Origin of the sequence: Breoghania sp. L-A4 (assembly GCF_003432385.1) — a bacterium.
Taxonomy (GTDB): Bacteria; Pseudomonadota; Alphaproteobacteria; order Rhizobiales; family Stappiaceae; genus Breoghania.
The window spans coordinates 3,489,211-3,504,667 of the sequence record NZ_CP031841.1 but is presented as its reverse complement, the minus strand read 5'-3'; the positions used below and the strand labels follow the sequence as shown (position 1 = coordinate 3,504,667).

At 63.8% G+C, this 15,457-nt stretch carries 14 protein-coding genes, 2 pseudogenes and 1 riboswitch; of the genes and pseudogenes, 11 read left to right on the top strand and 5 right to left on the bottom strand.

Going from position 1 to position 15,457, the window contains the following annotated elements; all coding sequences use genetic code 11:
- Nucleotides 1–12: 12 nt before the first annotated feature.
- Together D1F64_RS16025 and D1F64_RS16020 are read right to left on the bottom strand one after the other, a co-directional pair.
- Nucleotides 13–411 (bottom strand): hypothetical protein, encoded by a 399-nt coding sequence (locus tag D1F64_RS16025; protein WP_117413242.1) that lies wholly within the window; start codon nucleotides 409–411, stop codon nucleotides 13–15.
- A gap of 109 nt (nucleotides 412–520) precedes the next feature.
- Nucleotides 521–757 (bottom strand): Lrp/AsnC ligand binding domain-containing protein, encoded by a 237-nt coding sequence (locus D1F64_RS16020; protein ID WP_117413241.1) that lies wholly within the window; start codon nucleotides 755–757, stop codon nucleotides 521–523.
- Between the two features lie 176 nt (nucleotides 758–933).
- A riboswitch (TPP riboswitch) is annotated at nucleotides 934–1,032 on the top strand.
- Between the two features lie 159 nt (nucleotides 1,033–1,191).
- Between D1F64_RS16020 and thiM the strand changes: the two genes are divergently transcribed.
- The 3 genes from thiM to D1F64_RS16005 are packed head-to-tail and all read left to right on the top strand — an operon-like array spanning nucleotide 1,192 to nucleotide 3,928.
- Complete coding sequence (gene thiM / locus D1F64_RS16015; protein WP_205470502.1) at nucleotides 1,192–2,001, top strand: hydroxyethylthiazole kinase; 810 nt, start codon at nucleotides 1,192–1,194, stop codon at nucleotides 1,999–2,001.
- Complete coding sequence (thiD, locus tag D1F64_RS16010; RefSeq protein ID WP_117413240.1) at nucleotides 1,998–2,810, top strand: bifunctional hydroxymethylpyrimidine kinase/phosphomethylpyrimidine kinase; 813 nt, start codon at nucleotides 1,998–2,000, stop codon at nucleotides 2,808–2,810. Before thiM ends, thiD begins: the two co-directional genes overlap by 4 nt.
- Complete coding sequence (locus D1F64_RS16005) at nucleotides 2,807–3,928, top strand: TRAP transporter substrate-binding protein (RefSeq protein ID WP_117413239.1); 1,122 nt, start codon at nucleotides 2,807–2,809, stop codon at nucleotides 3,926–3,928. Before thiD ends, D1F64_RS16005 begins: the two co-directional genes overlap by 4 nt.
- Before the next feature lie 82 nt (nucleotides 3,929–4,010).
- Here D1F64_RS16005 and D1F64_RS16000 read toward each other — a convergent pair.
- A pseudogene (locus tag D1F64_RS16000) lies at nucleotides 4,011–4,852 on the bottom strand (fumarylacetoacetate hydrolase family protein).
- A gap of 563 nt (nucleotides 4,853–5,415) precedes the next feature.
- Here D1F64_RS16000 and D1F64_RS25155 point away from each other — a divergent pair.
- A complete protein-coding gene (locus tag D1F64_RS25155; RefSeq protein WP_205470501.1) occupies nucleotides 5,416–6,159 on the top strand; it encodes an outer membrane protein transport protein in 744 nt (247 codons plus the stop codon).
- An 11-nt stretch (nucleotides 6,160–6,170) separates the two neighbouring features.
- Complete coding sequence (locus D1F64_RS25150) at nucleotides 6,171–6,650, top strand: outer membrane protein transport protein (RefSeq protein ID WP_256372874.1); 480 nt, start codon at nucleotides 6,171–6,173, stop codon at nucleotides 6,648–6,650.
- An 88-nt stretch (nucleotides 6,651–6,738) separates the two neighbouring features.
- Here D1F64_RS25150 and D1F64_RS15990 read toward each other — a convergent pair.
- Nucleotides 6,739–7,517: pseudogene (locus D1F64_RS15990) on the bottom strand (SDR family oxidoreductase).
- Nucleotides 7,518–7,688: 171 nt separating this feature from the next.
- Between D1F64_RS15990 and D1F64_RS15985 the strand changes: the two are divergent.
- The 3 genes from D1F64_RS15985 to D1F64_RS15975 are packed head-to-tail and all read left to right on the top strand — an operon-like array spanning nucleotide 7,689 to nucleotide 10,550.
- Complete coding sequence (locus D1F64_RS15985; protein ID WP_117413238.1) at nucleotides 7,689–8,492, top strand: UDP-2,3-diacylglucosamine diphosphatase; 804 nt, start codon at nucleotides 7,689–7,691, stop codon at nucleotides 8,490–8,492.
- Nucleotides 8,489–9,514 carry a glycosyltransferase family 1 protein gene (locus D1F64_RS15980; RefSeq protein WP_117413237.1) on the top strand — a complete coding sequence of 342 codons (1,026 nt, stop codon included), beginning with the start codon at nucleotides 8,489–8,491 and terminating at the stop codon, nucleotides 9,512–9,514. The genes D1F64_RS15985 and D1F64_RS15980 overlap by 4 nt, the downstream gene beginning before the upstream one ends.
- A gap of 58 nt (nucleotides 9,515–9,572) precedes the next feature.
- Nucleotides 9,573–10,550: a threonine/serine dehydratase gene (locus tag D1F64_RS15975; protein ID WP_117413236.1), complete on the top strand. Its 978-nt coding sequence runs from the start codon at nucleotides 9,573–9,575 to the stop codon at nucleotides 10,548–10,550.
- Between the two features lie 125 nt (nucleotides 10,551–10,675).
- Here the strand turns inward: D1F64_RS15975 and D1F64_RS15970 are convergent, their stop codons facing one another.
- Nucleotides 10,676–12,043, bottom strand: a complete 1,368-nt coding sequence (locus tag D1F64_RS15970) for a protein phosphatase CheZ (RefSeq protein ID WP_117413235.1) — start codon at nucleotides 12,041–12,043, stop codon at nucleotides 10,676–10,678.
- A gap of 111 nt (nucleotides 12,044–12,154) precedes the next feature.
- Between D1F64_RS15970 and D1F64_RS15965 the strand changes: the two genes are divergently transcribed.
- The 3 genes from D1F64_RS15965 to D1F64_RS15955 all read left to right on the top strand — a co-directional run bounded on the left by D1F64_RS15965 (nucleotide 12,155) and on the right by D1F64_RS15955 (nucleotide 15,447).
- Nucleotides 12,155–13,333: an MFS transporter gene (locus tag D1F64_RS15965; protein WP_117413234.1), complete on the top strand. Its 1,179-nt coding sequence runs from the start codon at nucleotides 12,155–12,157 to the stop codon at nucleotides 13,331–13,333.
- A 147-nt stretch (nucleotides 13,334–13,480) separates the two neighbouring features.
- Entirely contained in the window at nucleotides 13,481–14,626 is a 1,146-nt protein-coding gene (locus tag D1F64_RS15960) for an ABC transporter permease (protein WP_117413233.1), read from the top strand.
- Nucleotides 14,627–14,640: 14 nt separating this feature from the next.
- Nucleotides 14,641–15,447, top strand: a complete 807-nt coding sequence (locus D1F64_RS15955) for an ABC transporter ATP-binding protein (protein WP_117414649.1) — start codon at nucleotides 14,641–14,643, stop codon at nucleotides 15,445–15,447.
- Nucleotides 15,448–15,457 lie beyond the last annotated feature (10 nt).

The following is a 15,457-nucleotide window of genomic DNA, read 5'->3' as shown; positions in this document are numbered from 1 at the left end:
CAGGACCCGCGCCTACTGCCCCACATCCGGATCATAGGCAAATGTCTCGATCGCGCTTGTCGTGCCGTCCTTGAAGGTCAGTTGCACAGAGATGCTCTGCGCCGAATTGGCGGGCAGGGAGAGATACGGGATCTCCTTGGTCACCGCGTTGGGCGCATTCGGGTTGCAGGCCTCCAGCGTCCAGACGGTTTCCACCGGATCGTCGTTGAGCCCGTAGCGCACGGCGCCGATGCCGCATTTCCAAGCTTCCAGGTGGGTGAAGTAGATTAACTGCCGCCCCTGCCAGTCGCGAAACGCCACCCAGTTGGCCTTGGTCATGGTGAGGATCTGCTTGACCTGCTCATCCGGCATCTGCGCACCGGCCGTGACCGGCCAAGCGAGGCACGCGACAAGCGCGGCGATGCGGATCATGACAGCCTCCCCAATCTCAGAACGCCTTGCCTGGTCGGCGCTGCCGGTCAGAACGCCTTGCCCGACCGGCCTGGCCGGTCAGAACGCCTTGCCCGACCGGCTTCGTCGGTCAGAACGCCTTGAACGTGATGATCGTCTTGGTGTCCTGGATGTTGTCGATGCAGTGGACCTTTTCGTTCACGAAATGGCCGATGTCGGCGTCGTCCTCGACGTAGAATTTTGCCAGCAGGTCGTAATCGCCCGCGGTCGAGTAGATCTCGGAGGCGATTTCCGCGTCGGCGATTTCGCCCGCGACCTCATAGGCCTTGCCGAGCCGGCACTTGATGAGGACGAAAAACGGCTTCATGAGTCTCTCCGGTTTTGCGTGCGTCGCGATAGCGGGCCGCCGCGCGCGTGTTCGCCGCAGTGAACCGGATTGTGACGCCGAGAACAAGAGGCCGTGGCTCCGGTTGCGGTGGAAGACGGCCGAGGCGGGGCCGCGCCCCGGGGGTTGCAATGGACCGGCGGGCGCGGTAGCTGTTGGCCGTCTCATGGGGGTGCCGATCCGGCTGAGAGGCATTTTGCCAACCCCTTGAACCTGAACCGGATCATGCCGGCGGAGGGAATGGGAATGATGTCAGCAGCAACGCCTGCGTCATGCGGCGCTCACGATTCCACCAACGATTTAACCGGCGCGAGCCTTACGGTGCCATTGCTCCAGTCGCCATTGCGGCCGGGACACGGGTCATCAGCGCGTTCACGCCTGTCAACGCGCGGCGGCCGCAAGGAGTGCCCGGGACAATGACACCGGTTGTCGATATGGATCATCTGGCGGACTCGCTGGAGCGATTGCGCGGCGCAAAGGTGCGGGTGCACTGCATCACCAACGCGGTGGCGCAGAACTTTTCCGCCAACATGCTGCTGGCGCTGGGCGTCAGGCCGTCGATGACCGTGGCACCCTCGGAGGTGCCGGCCTTCGTCTCCAGCGCTGACGCATTGCTGGTCAATCTGGGGACGCTCGACCGCGAGCGGCGCGACGCCATTGACCTGGCGCTTGATGCAGCGCTTGAGACACAAACGCCTTGGGTGCTGGATCCGGTGCTGGTCAACCGCTCGCCCGAGCGGCTGGCTCTGGCGCGCGCGCTGGTCGACCGGGAACCCATGATTGTGCGCGCCAATGCCGAGGAATTCGCCTCTCTGGCGGAACCCGGCGAGACGGCGGCGCATTACGCGGTGCGCAAGCTCACCTGCGTGGCGCTGACCGGCGAGGTTGACCGTATCAGCGACGGCGGACGTTCGGCGGCCCTGTCCAACGGTCATCCGCTGATGGCACGGGTGACGGCCATGGGGTGTGCGGCGACGGCGGTGGCCAGCGCTTTCCTGGCCGTCGAGCACGATCCCCTGCGCTCCGCCGTTTGCGCTTTCACTGTCGTCGGGGTCGCGGGAGAAATCGCGGCGGGCGAGGCGAGAGGGCCGGGGAGTTTCGCGGTCTCTTTGCTGGATGCGCTGTACACGCTGGATGGCGACACGCTGCGCAGGGCCGCCCGCGTCGCCGTCGAGGAAGCGGATGGGGATCCGCGCGCAACCGATTTGGGAGTAACAGCACAATGACGGCAATCGCCGTAACAATCGCCGGATCCGATTCCGGCGGCGGCGCGGGCATTCAGGCTGATCTGAAGACCTTTTCCGCGCTCGGCGTCTATGGCGCCAGCGTCATCGCGGCGCTGACCGCGCAGAACACGCTGGGCGTCACCGGCATCTACGATGTGCCGCCGGACTTTGTTCGCGCGCAGATGGACGCGGTGTTCTCCGATCTCAAGGTGGACGCTGTGAAGATCGGCATGCTGTCGCGGCCCGCCGTCATCGAGGCGGTGGCCCGTGGGCTGGACGCCTTCGATCGCACCGATGCCGTGCTCGATCCCGTCATGGTGGCGGCCTCGGGCGATCCGCTTCTCGCCAATGAGGCTGTGGCGGTGCTGGTTGCGGAACTGTTTCCGCGCGCGGCGCTGATCACGCCCAACCTGCATGAGGCGGCACGAATCCTGGATGCGCCGGTCGCCGAGACGCGCGCGCAGATGCAGGCGCAGGCGGAGGCGCTGCTGGCGCTGGGTCCGCGCGCCGTGCTGGTCAAGGGCGGCCATGGGGATGGGGCGGAGAGCGCCGATATTCTGCTGAGCGCCAATGGCGCGCGATGGTTCACCGCGCCGCGCCTTGAGACGAAGAACACCCATGGCACCGGCTGCACATTGTCCTCGGCCATCGCGGCGGGGCTGGCGCGCGGGCTGGATCTTGCCGCCGCCGTCGCTGCCGCCAAGGACTATGTAACCGCGGCGATCAGGGCCGCCGACGATCTGACGATCGGTGCCGGTCACGGGCCGGTGCATCACTTCCATGCTCAATGGACGGAGAACACGCAATGACCGAAACCAGTGACAAGGGGCTGCCAGGCGCTGCGATCTCGCGGCGGAATGTGTTGCTTGCCGGTGCCACGGGCGTCGCCGCGGCGGGGCTCGCTGCGCCCGCCATCGCCCAGTCTGGCGACGAGCAGCCGGTCATCGAATGGAAGATGGTCACCTCTTGGCCGAAGAACCTGCCCGGTCCGGGCGTCACGGCGCAGCGGATCGCCGACAACATCGGCCTGCTGAGCGGCGGCCGCATGCGCGTGCGGCTCTATGCGGCGGGCGAGCTGGTGCCTGCGCTGGAGGTCTTTGACGCGGTGTCCAGCGGCACCGCGCAGCTCGGGCATTCGGCGTCCTTCTTCTGGCAGGGCAAGATGCCCGCGGCCGCCTTCTTCACCGCCGTGCCCTTCGGCCTGACGCCGCTGGAGCACATGATGTGGATCGAGCAGGGCGGCGGCCAGGAAGTCTGGGACACGCTCTATGCGCCCTTCGGCGTCAAACCCTTCATGGGTGGCAACACCGGGTTCCAGATGGGCGGCTGGTTCAACAAGGAAATCAACACGCTCGATGACATCGAAGGCCTGAAGATCCGCATGCCGGGCTTGGGCGGCGAGGTCATGCGCAAGCTGGGCGCCACACCCGTCTCGCTGCCGCCGTCGGAAATCCTCACCGCGCTTCAGACAGGCGTCATCGATGCGGCCGAGTTCCTCGGTCCCTGGAGCGATCTCGCCATGGGATTCCACAAGGCGACGAAACTCTATTATGGGCCCGGCTTCCACGAGCCCAACGGCACCGGCGAGGCGCTGGTCAACGGCAATGCCTTCGAGGGTCTGCCAGAGGACCTGAAAGCCATCGTCGAGCATGTGTTCAGGGCGGAAAACGCGCTGGCGCTGAGCGAAAGCGAATGGATGAATGCCGGCCAGCTCTTGGAGCTGACGGACACTTACGGCGTCACCGTGAAAAGCTATCCCGATGTCGTGCTGAAGGCGGCGCGAATGGCGGCCGACGAGGTGCTGGCGACGTTTGCGGAGAAAGATCCGGCCAGCCAGGCGGTCTATGAGAGCTTCAAGGCGGCGCGTGAGCGGATTGCGCCGTGGAGCAAGATCAGCCAGCAGGCGTTTTTGTCCGCACGCGGGTAGGAGACCCTGTCCATTCTGGACGTGAAAAAGCCGGCGGTTCCATTGGGGATCGCCGGCTTCTTCGTGTTCGATTGCAGACTGATCAGCCCGCGACGACCGTCTGACGCTGTTCGCCGAGGCCCTGGATGCCCAGGCGCATTTCGTCGCCGACCTTCAGGAACCGCGGCGGCTTCATGCCGAGGCCGACGCCCGGGGCGTGCCGGTGATGATCACGTCACCGGGTTCCAGTGCCATCAGCGTCGAGGTGTAGGCGATGCACTGGGCGCAGGTGAACACCATGGTCGCCGTGTTGCCGGTCTGCATGCGCTCGCCGCTCACGTCGAGGAACATGTCCAGCGCCTGCGGATCGCCGAGTTCGTCCGGCGTCACCAGCCACGGGCCGAGCGGGCCGAAGGTCGGCGCGCTCTTGCCCTTGAGCCACTGACCGGTGCCCTCGAGCTGCCAGCTGCGCTCGGAAACGTCGTTGCAGATCGTGTAGCCGGCGACACACGACAGCGCATCGGCTTCTGAAATATTGTAGGCGTGCGCGCCGATGACGATCGCCAGCTCGACCTCCCAGTCGCCCTTGGTGGCGTTGGTCGGCAGGATGACATCGTCATTGGGCCCCGAGAGCGAGCTCGGCGCCTTGGAAAACAGCAGCGGCTCCGAGGGGATCGGCATCCCGGCCTCGGCCGCGTGGTCGGCATAGTTCAGCCCCACCGCGATGAAATGGCCGATGGAGGCGATCGGCGAGCCGAGGCGGACGTCCGCGTCAACGGCCGGAAGCGTCGCCGCATCGTGAGCCGCGAGCGCGGCCAGCATGGCAGGAGCGATGGTGGAGTGGTCGAAATCGGCCACATGGGCGGACAGATCGCGAATCGTGCCGCCGGCGTCGATGAGACCAGGCTTCTCGGCGCCGCGCGGGCCAAAACGGACAAACTTCATGGTATCTCCCGGGAACGAGCTGATTATGTTTCTTGAATTGGCGCGGATGATGGGCGGCGGGTCTGTTTGATGCAAGGGGACGCGTGCAGAAATACCCGGACAATTGCGGTGTACCCACGTTCCCTTGGGGAAGGTGCTTTCCTAACGTAATGTAATGGTATTCAGCGCGCTAAATCTGTTGCCATTTTGCACCTATAGGTGGAATTGTTGCAACGGAATTGGTCTGGACGGCGTGCGGACACATGGATTGGAACGGGGTCCCGCCGTGCGTCATTCGCTAAAAAGATATTCAATTGCAAAAGGTTGGTTAGCGCATCCTATTTCTTGGGAGCGCTGCGATATGCTTCGCAAGAGCTTTTGAGCGATATTGGCGTCTGTTGGCAACGCCAGCCGGAACCGAAAACGATGTTGCTTGTGTGCAAATTTGATCGGTACGATGCGTGACAAATCAGCGCAAAAGCTGCTTGGCGGTCGCGTTGCTTCAAAAGATCACGAGCTCGGGTCTGGCTTGTTTGAAGCGCTTGCGGGACCGCACATGCGAAACAGTCTGGGTGGGAACGGCAATGCTGGAAAAAAGAGCGATACTTTTGGCGACGGTGGCGATGGCGATTGCCGGTACAGGCGATGCGTTCGCCGGCGCCTTCGCGTTGCGCGAGCAGAGCGCCTATTATCAGGGCATGTCGTTCGCGGGCAACGCGGCGGGCGGCCCGTCGATCTCTTCGATGTTCTGGAACTCCGCGACGGTGACGAACACAAAGGGGTTCACGGCGGAGTCAAACAGCACGTTCATCGTTCCGGAAGTCGAAATCACGCCGGACGCGACCGTTGCGACCGCGCCGTTCGGCGGGAGCGGCGACATGGGCTCCGACGCCTGGGTTCCGGCCAGCTATTTCGGCTATCAGGTCAACGAGGAAATCTATCTTGGCCTCGCGGTTAACAGCCAGTTCGGTTTGAGCACCAAGGCGGGGCCCGATTGGTCCGGCCAGGTTTACGCCCGCACGTCGGAAGTGTTCTCCGTCAACGCCAACCCGATCGTCGGCTACAAGTTCAATGACATGATCTCGGTCGCCATGGGACTGCAGGTGCAGTACCTGGATGTCCGGCTGACCCGGGCTTTGGGCGTTGCTCCCGGGACTCCTGGTCTCGAATTGACCGGTGACGATTTCGGCTTTGGTTTCACCGCCGGTGTGACCGTGACGCCGATGCAGGGAACCGACATCGGTTTGGGGTTTCGTTCGGGGTCAGCCACAAGCTGGACGGCAACCTTACGATTGGCGGTGTTGCGACACCGATCACTGCGAGCTTGATTACTCCTGAAATGGTGACCTTTTCCGTGAAGCAGCGGATCACGGATCAGTTCCGCGTGCTTGGTACGGTCGAGTGGACAAACTGGAGCCGCTTGAAGGCACCGGCTATCATTTCAAAGGCGACCGGTGCGACAATCAGCACCCTGCCGTTCAACTACGATGACGGCTGGTTCTTCGCCTTGGGTGGCGAGTACGACTGGAACGAACAGCTGACCCTACGCGCCGGCGCCGCCTACGAAATGTCGCCGATCGACACGGGCATCCGTTCCCTGCGCCTTCCGGACGACGACCGAATCTGGCTCAGCGCGGGCATGACCTACAAGCCGATGGAGAACCTGTCGCTCGATCTCGGCTATACCCACATCTTCACCGCCAACGACACGCGGGTGAACATCGTTGCGGGGCATCAGGATTTTGCAGGTCTGACCTACACCGGTGACGTCGATTCTTCGGTCAACATCGTGTCCGCGGCGCTGCGGTATTCCTTCTGATCCAAAGCTCCTGAGCGGATGCAATAGAAAAGGGCCGGTCGATTGACCGGCCCTTTGTCGTTCCGTTTCCAGCTTCCTGATCGCCTGATCAGAACGCTGCCGGATACAACCCGCCGTCGAGCAGGATGTTCTGGCCGGTGATGTAGCCGGCGTGGGCGGAGCACAGGAAGGCGCAGGTCTGGCCGAATTCCTCCGCCGTGCCGAAGCGCTTGGCGGGAACCTCGTCCGCCTGGATCTTGCGGACTTCCTCGAGGCTCATGCCCGACTGCTCCGCGGCGCGGGCAAATCCGCCGCGCAGGCGGTCGGTGTCCATCTTGCCGGGCAGGATGTTGTTGATCGTCACGCCCTTGTCGGCAACCGTCCGGCAGACGCCGGCGAGGAACGCCGTCAGTCCGGCGCGAGCGCCGCTCGACAGATCCAGCCCCTCGATCGGCATGCGCACGGACATCGAGGTGATGTTGACGATGCGGCCGAACCCGCGCGCCGCCATGCCGTCGATGGTCGCCTGGATGAGCTCGATCGGCGTGATCATGTTTTGCGTCACGCCGGCCAGCATCGCGGCGCGGTCGAGTTCCCGGAAATCCTTGCGCGGCGGGCCGCCGTTGTTGTTGACCAGAATGTCGGGATCCGGGCAGGCGTCCAGTAGGGCCTTCTGACCATCGGGGTCGAGACGTCGGCCGCGACCGCGATCACCCTGGCGCCCGTGGCGTTGCGGATGGCCTCTGCCGTGGCGTCGAGCCGTTCCTTGTCGAGGCCGTTGATCACCACTTCGCAGCCGGCCTGCGCCAGCGCCGTGGCGCAGCCGCGCCCCAATCCGCGGCTCGATGCGCAGACAATCGCGCGGCGGCCTGAAATACCCAGATCCATGATGTGTCCCCTCTGTGAACGATTGCGGTGTCCTGCCCGATCCTCTACCGCGCGGCGCGCGAGGGGTCAAAGACTATGTCCTTCTACCGTCGGGGAAGATCGCCGTCCCATGTCACAAATCTGAGACGTGAATCGGGTTAATGGGCGTCACATCAAATCGGAGAACGAACGATGACCGATCGTTCCGACACACGCCATTTCCGGGCACTGTTTCTCTCAGACGTTCACCTTGGAACGCGCGGTTGTCAGGCGGACATGTTGCTTGATTTCCTGCGCTGCCACGACGCGGAAACCGTCTATCTTGTCGGCGACATCGTCGACGGCTGGCGGTTGCGGCGCAACTGGCATTGGCCGCAGGAACACAATGACGTAGTGCAGAAGCTGCTGCGCAAGGCGCGCAAGGGCGCCCGTGTCGTCTACGTGCCCGGCAACCATGACGAGTTCCTGCGCGACTATCTGGGAACGCATTTTGGTGGCGTGGAGGTCACAGACAGCTGTTTCCATGAGACGGCGGCCGGCCGGCGCTATCTGGTCATTCACGGCGACCAGTTCGACGTGGTTGTGCGGCACGCGAAGTGGCTCGCCTACTTCGGCGACTGGGCCTATGTCACCGCGCTGGGCGTCAACACCTGGGTCAATGTCGTGCGCCGCCGCTTGGGCTTTTCCTACTGGTCGCTGTCGGCCTGGGCCAAGCTGAAGGTGAAGAACGCCGTCAGCTTCATCGGCAATTTCGAGCGCACTCTGGCCGAGGAGGCGCGCCGGCGCGGAGCGGATGGCGTGATTTGCGGCCATATCCATCACGCCACCAACCACCACACCTTCGGCATCAACTACATCAACACCGGCGACTGGGTCGAGAGCTGCACCGCGGTGGCCGAGCATCACGACGGCACCATGGAGCTGATCCGCTGGGCCGATCGCGCCCGGGTGCTGCAGCCGGTGGCGCCGCAGGCCGATCAGCAGGCCGTGGCATGACGAAGATCCTCATCGTCACCGATGCCTGGCATCCCCAGATCAATGGTGTGGTGAGGTCGCTCGACCGCACGGCGAGCGAATTGCGGCAGATGGGTGTCGAGGTGGACATCCTTACGCCGCTGGAATTTCGCACCATTCCCTGTCCGAGCTACCCCGAAATCAGGCTGTCGCTGACATGGCCCTCGCGGGTGCGGCGACGGATCGAGGACAGCGGCGCGCGGTACATTCACATCGCCACAGAGGGGCCGTTAGGCATGCTGGCGCGCAAGGTCGCGCTGGCGGCGGGGCGCAGCTACACAACGAGCTATCACACCCGCTTTCCGGAATACGTATCCGCCCGTGTGCCGGTTCCCGAGAGCTGGTCATACGCCATGCTGCGGCGGTTCCACAACGGTGGCTCCGGATGCATGGTGGCAACGCTCTCGCTCGAGCAGGATCTGGCGGCGCGCGGTTTCACCAACCTGATGCGCTGGTCGCGCGGTGTGGACCAGACCATCTTCAAGCCCGTGGACGTAATGGTCTACGATCTGCCGCGACCGATTTTCGTCAATGTCGGCCGTGTCGCGGTCGAGAAGAACATCAAGGCCTTTCTTGATCTGGACCTGCCGGGCAGCAAGGTGGTGGTGGGCGGCGGACCGCAGCTGGACTCGTTGAGGCGCGCCTATCCGGACGTCCATTTTGCCGGTCCCAGGGTCGGTGAGGATCTCGTGGCGCATTATGCCGCGGCGGATGTTTTCGTGTTCCCCAGCCTCACGGACACTTTTGGCAACGTGATGCTGGAGGCGCTGGCCTGCGGCGTGCCGGTCGCCGCTTATCCCGTGATGGGGCCGCTCGACGTGATCGGCGGCAGCGGCGCGGGCGTGCTCGACAAGGATCTTGGGAAAGCGGCACTCGCGGCTCTGGAAATTGACCGGGCGCACTGCCGCGAGGTCGCCTTGCGCTACACGTGGCGCAACAGCGCGCAGCAGTTTCTGGACAATGTGCTCGCCGCAAACGGGGACCTCGTGCGCGCGGCCGAATAAGGACTTTGCGTCAGTTGCCTTTTGAGTATCCTGCGACTCGGTTTCGCAGGAGATTCTCATGAACAGATTGCCTGGCTTTTCGGACGTGCAGGCCGCGCGGGCGCGCATCGCCGGCCACGCGGTGGTGACGCCGCTGCTGCGATCGGATGCGCTGGACGCGCTGACCGGAGGGCGGATCCTGCTGAAACCCGAGTGCTTGCAGCGCACCGGGACGTTCAAGTTTCGCGGCGCCTTCAACAGGCTTTCGATGATTGAGGACGCCGACAGGCCGCGCGGGGTCGTCGCTTGCTCATCGGGCAACCATGCCCAGGGCGTGGCCGAAGCCGCGCGCATGCTCGGCATGCCGGCGACCATCGTCATGCCATCCGATGCGCCGGAGATGAAACGCCTGCGCACCGAGGCCAGTGGCGCGACGGTCATTGCCTATGATCGCGAGAGCGAAGACCGGGAAGCCATCGCGGCGACGCTTTGCTCCGAGAGCGGCGCGACCCTTGTCCACCCCTACGACGATGCGGGCGTGATGGCGGGACAGGGCACCGCCGGTCTTGAGCTGATCGAGCAGGCCGGCGCCATGGGCATGGTGCCGGACGAGGTTCTGACACCCTGCGGCGGCGGCGGATTGACCGCCGGACTGGCGCTGGCGCTTGAGGGATTGTCGCCTAACACGCGGCTCTGCTCCGTGGAGCCGGAGGGTTTTGAGGATACGGCGCGCTCGCTTGCCGCGCATAGGCGTCTTGGCAACGAACGCGCGGGCGGCTCGGTTTGCGATGCCCTGCTTTCGCCCATGCCCGGCACGCTGACATTCCAGATCAACGAAAAGCGTCTGTCGCAGGGCCTTGCGGTCAGCGACGCGGAGGCGCTCGCCGCCGTTGCCTATGCGTTCCGGGAATTGAAGCTGGTGCTGGAACCCGGCGGAGCCGTGGCGCTGGCCGCGGTGCTGAGCGGGCATTTCCCAGTGGAGGGCAAGACCGTGGCCGTGGTGCTGTCCGGCGGCAACATCGAGCCGGCCATGATGGCGCGCGCCCTGGCCGGATAGGTTTCCGAAAAAAAGCCCCGGACCGCTTCCGGCCAGTGTGGCGGAGCGATCCAGGGCCTTGATCGACTCTCGAAAAGTCCAGCTCTAGCTGAACAGCGCCAGACGCTCGCCGGTGGAGAGGCTGCTCAGCGGGTTGGAGTCGTCGCTGTCAGCCTTGAGCACGGCGGGTTCCTCGGACGCATCCAGTTCCTCGAACGCCGCGTCGGCGTCGTCTTCCTCTTGTGCCTCGGCGTGAGGATCACCGGAGGCCGTCTCGATCGTGTCGAAGCCGTCAGCGTCTTCTTCCGGGCGGCATCGGTTGTGAGTTCGGACACGGCGGCAGACATGTCGTCGTCGGCGTCCCCGGAAATGTCCTCAGCCGCGTCATCCGCAGCGGCGAAAATATCGGCGCCCTCGGCCTCCGGTTCGTCGATTGGGTCGATCTCCGGCGTGTCGTCGGCGGCATCAGCGCCGACCATTTCGGCAAGCGTGGCGTTGATGTCGCCGCTGGCGAACACGTCCGCGCCCATCACGTCTTCGGAGGCATCCGTGGTCGCGTCCGGAGCGCTCTCGTCCGCGGCGGCCTCAGGTGCAAAAACGTCGGCCTGCGCATCGTCATCGGTTCTGCCGAATGTGAAATCGACTGTTTCGGTGCTCGCGTCGGGCGCGTCATCAGCCACGTCGGCTGCGGTGGCGACGTCCATCGCATCCGGGTCGGCGCCGGATTCTTCGGCGTGTGGTGTGATCTCGTCGGCGTCGTGCTCGATCGTCACAGCGGCATCAGGGTCCGCCGCGGCGCTGAAATCCATCAGCGCATCGATGTCGTTTTGATTGATCCCCTTGTTCTCAAGCTGCGGTCCGTTGAGCAGATGCGCATCGGGACGGGCATCATTCTGGTTTGTCGGCGCGCGTTCGACATCCATGTCGTCGCTTTCGAGGCCCCAGATTTCCATCATCTCGTTGATGCGCGATTCAAGGTAGCGCAGCACTTGCACGACCTTCTGGGTCCGCTGTCCGGTCAGATCCTGGAAGGAGCACGCCATGTAGATGTCGGTGGTGTGCGCGTCGATGTCGTCGCAGACCTTCTCGTCGATGCCCTGTTCGCGCAGCGTCCACGCCAGTTCCTGGATCTTTTCCGTGGTGTTCAGAATGTCCTGGGTGGCGCCTTCGGTCTGGCTGATGATCGCGTCGAGTTCATTGGAGGCTTCGGTGAAGCGGTCGCCGTCGTCCGACTCATGCTTGATCTGGGCGATCTCCTGCTTGGTGCGGGTGATCGCTTCCTGCATGTCGGCGAGGTCGAGCTGAATTCGGTTAATCTGCGGGCCCTTGCGTTCCCGCCGCATCGATTTGTCCAGCTTTTGAATGGCGTCGAGCAGGACATTCGTGTCCGCCGACCGGTTGCGCTGGGCAAACTCGGAAAGGAACCAGCGTCCGCGCGCCGTCTCCATGACGGCTGCTTCGATCGCTTCGTAGTCTTCCTCCCGCAGCGGGGAGGGGGGACTGGCTTGGACCATGGGGCTTCTGCCTCGGCTTTTCTTTCGGCGGCGTCGAACCGGCTGTGCTAACGAGACACAGCCTCCCGATCCTGTTTCTTAGCGCACGAAGTGTTAACGCGAGTTTAGAACGTGGAAAAAACCGTCACGACGCCGGAGAAATATGCGGCCCGAATGCCGATGCGAATCGGATCTCTGTTCGGCTTTCAGTTTCTGGCATTGGGCATATTCCTCCCGTTTTTCCCGATCTTTCTCGCGGACCGGGGACTTGACGACACCGAGATAGGTTTCATACTCGCCACCCCCTTGGCAATACGGATTGCTGCTAGTCCGCTGGTCACCGCCATCGCCGACCGCTTCGGGCGGCGTGTTTTGGCGCTCATCGTCACAGCGGGGGCAAGCGCCTTCGGATTTGCCTGTTATGCCTTTGTCGACGGTTTCGCCGCGCTTTTCGCGGTGGCGGTTTTCACGTCGCTGTTCCATGGCGCGATCATTCCGCTCAGCGACGCTTATGCCATGGACGCGGTGCGAAGCGGCATTGGCGACTATGGCCGGATGCGGCTTTGGGGCTCCGTCGCCTTTGTGATCGCGACACTGGCCGGCGGAATGGCGCTGGAGGTCTGGCCGTCGTCGCTTGTGCCGTTCGGTCTCGCGGGATCCATGCTGGCGATGGTCGTCGTCGCTGCGACTCTGCCGGAGCTTGGACACCAGGAAGGCGTCACGCCGGCGGCCGGAGGGCCGGCAATCTCGCTGCGAAATCCGGTGTTCCTGACGGTCTTGCTCGCGGTGGGCCTCATCCAGGGAAGTCACGCCGTCTACTATGGCTTTTCATCGTTGCACTGGCGCCGGGCGGGCATCTCGGAGACGACGATCGGCGCGCTGTGGGTCGTTGGCGTGATCGTGGAGATCGGGCTGTTTGCGGCCGCGACCCGGTTGCGCGCCTTCGTCGGGCCAATGACGATGGTCGCCATCGGTGGCTGTGCTGCCGTCGTGCGCTGGTTGTGCTTTCCGTTCGCCGAAAGCGTTCTTGCGGCCTTCTCTCTGCAGATCCTGCACGGGTTGACCTTCGGGGCCACGCACCTGGGCATGATCGGATTTGTCGCCGTTTCCATTCCGGCCCGCCGCGCCGCCACCGCGCAGGGACTTGCCTCGACGTTCGGCGGTATCGCGACGGCGCTCGGAACGCTCGCCGCGGGACCGCTTTACAGCGCCGATCCGGTGATTGCTTTCTGGAGCATGGCGGCCGGCGGCGCAATTGCTCTTGTGTTGCTCGGCGCGGTCGCTGTCAGGCGCCTGGCGCGGCAGCGCTAGCGTTTCGTGCGGCGTGTCATTTTCACAATAGCTTTTCGGATTCGTCGCAAATCTGCCGCTGTCGGGGACACCGCATTGCAACGCCCCTATAATCGCCGGGAATTCTGAAGGGGCCTGCGCGCCCGGAACTGGTGAAATCTGAAACGCATGACTGCTCACGCACCGGTTAATCCGCTGGACCTTTCCGTGCGCCATGACGGCGATGTGGCGCATGTGACAGCCTCGGGACTGTGGCTGCTCGACAACGCGCGCGACGTCGAGGCGATGGTCAATGCGCTCGATGTCGGCCGTCCGGGCAAGGTGCTGCTGGACCTGAGCGGCATCGACGCAATGGACACCTCGGGCGCGTGGTTGCTGCACCGGCTGCAGGCGAAGCTGGAGTTTCTCGGCGCGCGGGTGACGGTGGAGAACCTTTCCGAGGACTACGGCGAGCTTGTGTCCGGTGTGGAGTCGCATCATCCGCCGCCGTGGACGCCGCGCAAGCGCAAGATCTCGCTGGTCTGGCTGGCCGAGACGACGGGCCGGCAGATCGTCGAGATAGGCCGTGATGCGGTTGCCGTCATGAACATTCTCGGCACGTTGGTCATGGTGCTGGCCAATGTCGTCCGGCATCCCAGCCGTATCCGGCTGATATCGGTTGCCCACCAGTTTGACCGCGCCGGCATCGGCGCCGTGCCCATCGTTGTTCTGATGTGTTTTCTCATCGGAGGTATCATTGCGCAGCAGGGTGGTTTTTACCTGCGCCAGTTCGGCGCCGACCGCTATGTGGTGGATCTGGTTGGTGTGCTGGTGTTGCGGGAAATCGGCGTGCTTCTGACAGCCATCATGGTGGCCGGGCGTTCCGGCAGCGCGTTCACGGCCGAACTCGGCTCGATGAAGATGCACGAGGAGATTGACGCGCTGCAGGTCATCGGTATGCGGGTGACCGAGGTGCTCGTGCTGCCGCGGGTGATCGCCCTGATGATCGCACTGCCGATGCTGACGATTTTCGGCAATATCGCGGCGCTGATCGGCGGCGGCCTGGTGTCCTGGGTCTATCTCGATATTCCGCCATTCAGCTTCATGCTGTTTCTCAAGGAGGCGCTGACCGTCGAGACGCTTCTGGTCGGGCTGACCAAGGCGCCCTTCATGGCGCTGATCATTGGCCTCGTCGCCTGTGTCGAAGGCTTCAAGGTGCGCGGCAGCTCCGAATCGCTCGGTCTTCACACCACGCTGTCGGTGGTGAAGTCGATCTTCATGGTTATTGTGGTCGATGGTCTGTTTGCGATGTATTTCGCCGGTATCGGGGTTTAGCCATGGCGGAATCGATGCGCGAGCGGCCCACCGGCGAGACGCCTGGCTACCTTTCTCTGGCCAAGGGTGAGGTTGTGCTGCGCGCGCGTGGTGTCACCGTGGGATTTGGCGACACGCTGGTCTTGAAGGATCTCGATCTCGACGTCATCGGCGGCGAGATCCTCGGCTTTGTCGGCGCGTCGGGCACGGGCAAGTCGGTGCTGATGCGCGCCATTCTCGGGCTGACGCCGATGCGCGGCGGCACGGTTGAAGTGTTTGGCCAGGATCTGAAGACGTTGTCGGATGCCGGCCGCGCGGAAGTGGAGCGCCGCTGGGGGGTGCTGTTCCAGCAAGGCGCCCTGTTCTCGTCGCTCAACGTGCGGCAGAACATCCAGGTTCCCATGCGCGAACACCTGAAGCTGTCGCAGCGGCTGATGGACGAACTGGCGCTGTTGAAGATCGAGATGGTGGGCTTGCCCCGAGACGCCGCGGAGAAGTTGCCCTCGGAGCTGTCCGGGGGAATGATCAAGCGGGCAAGCCTCGCACGCGCATTGGCGCTGGATCCGACCATCGTGTTCCTCGATGAGCCGACATCGGGTCTCGATCCGATTGGCGCGGCGGCCTTTGACGATCTTATCATGCAGTTGCGCGACACACTTGGCTTGACGGTTTACATGGTCACCCATGACCTCGATAGTTTGCACACGACATGCGATCGGATCGCGGTCCTCGGCGAGAAACGTGTGCTGGTCGCGGGGCCGATGGAAACCATGCTCGCATTCGATCATCCGTGGGTGCGGTCTTATTTTCACGGGATCCGCGGCGCGCGGCGAAACGACTAGGAGCTGGTGT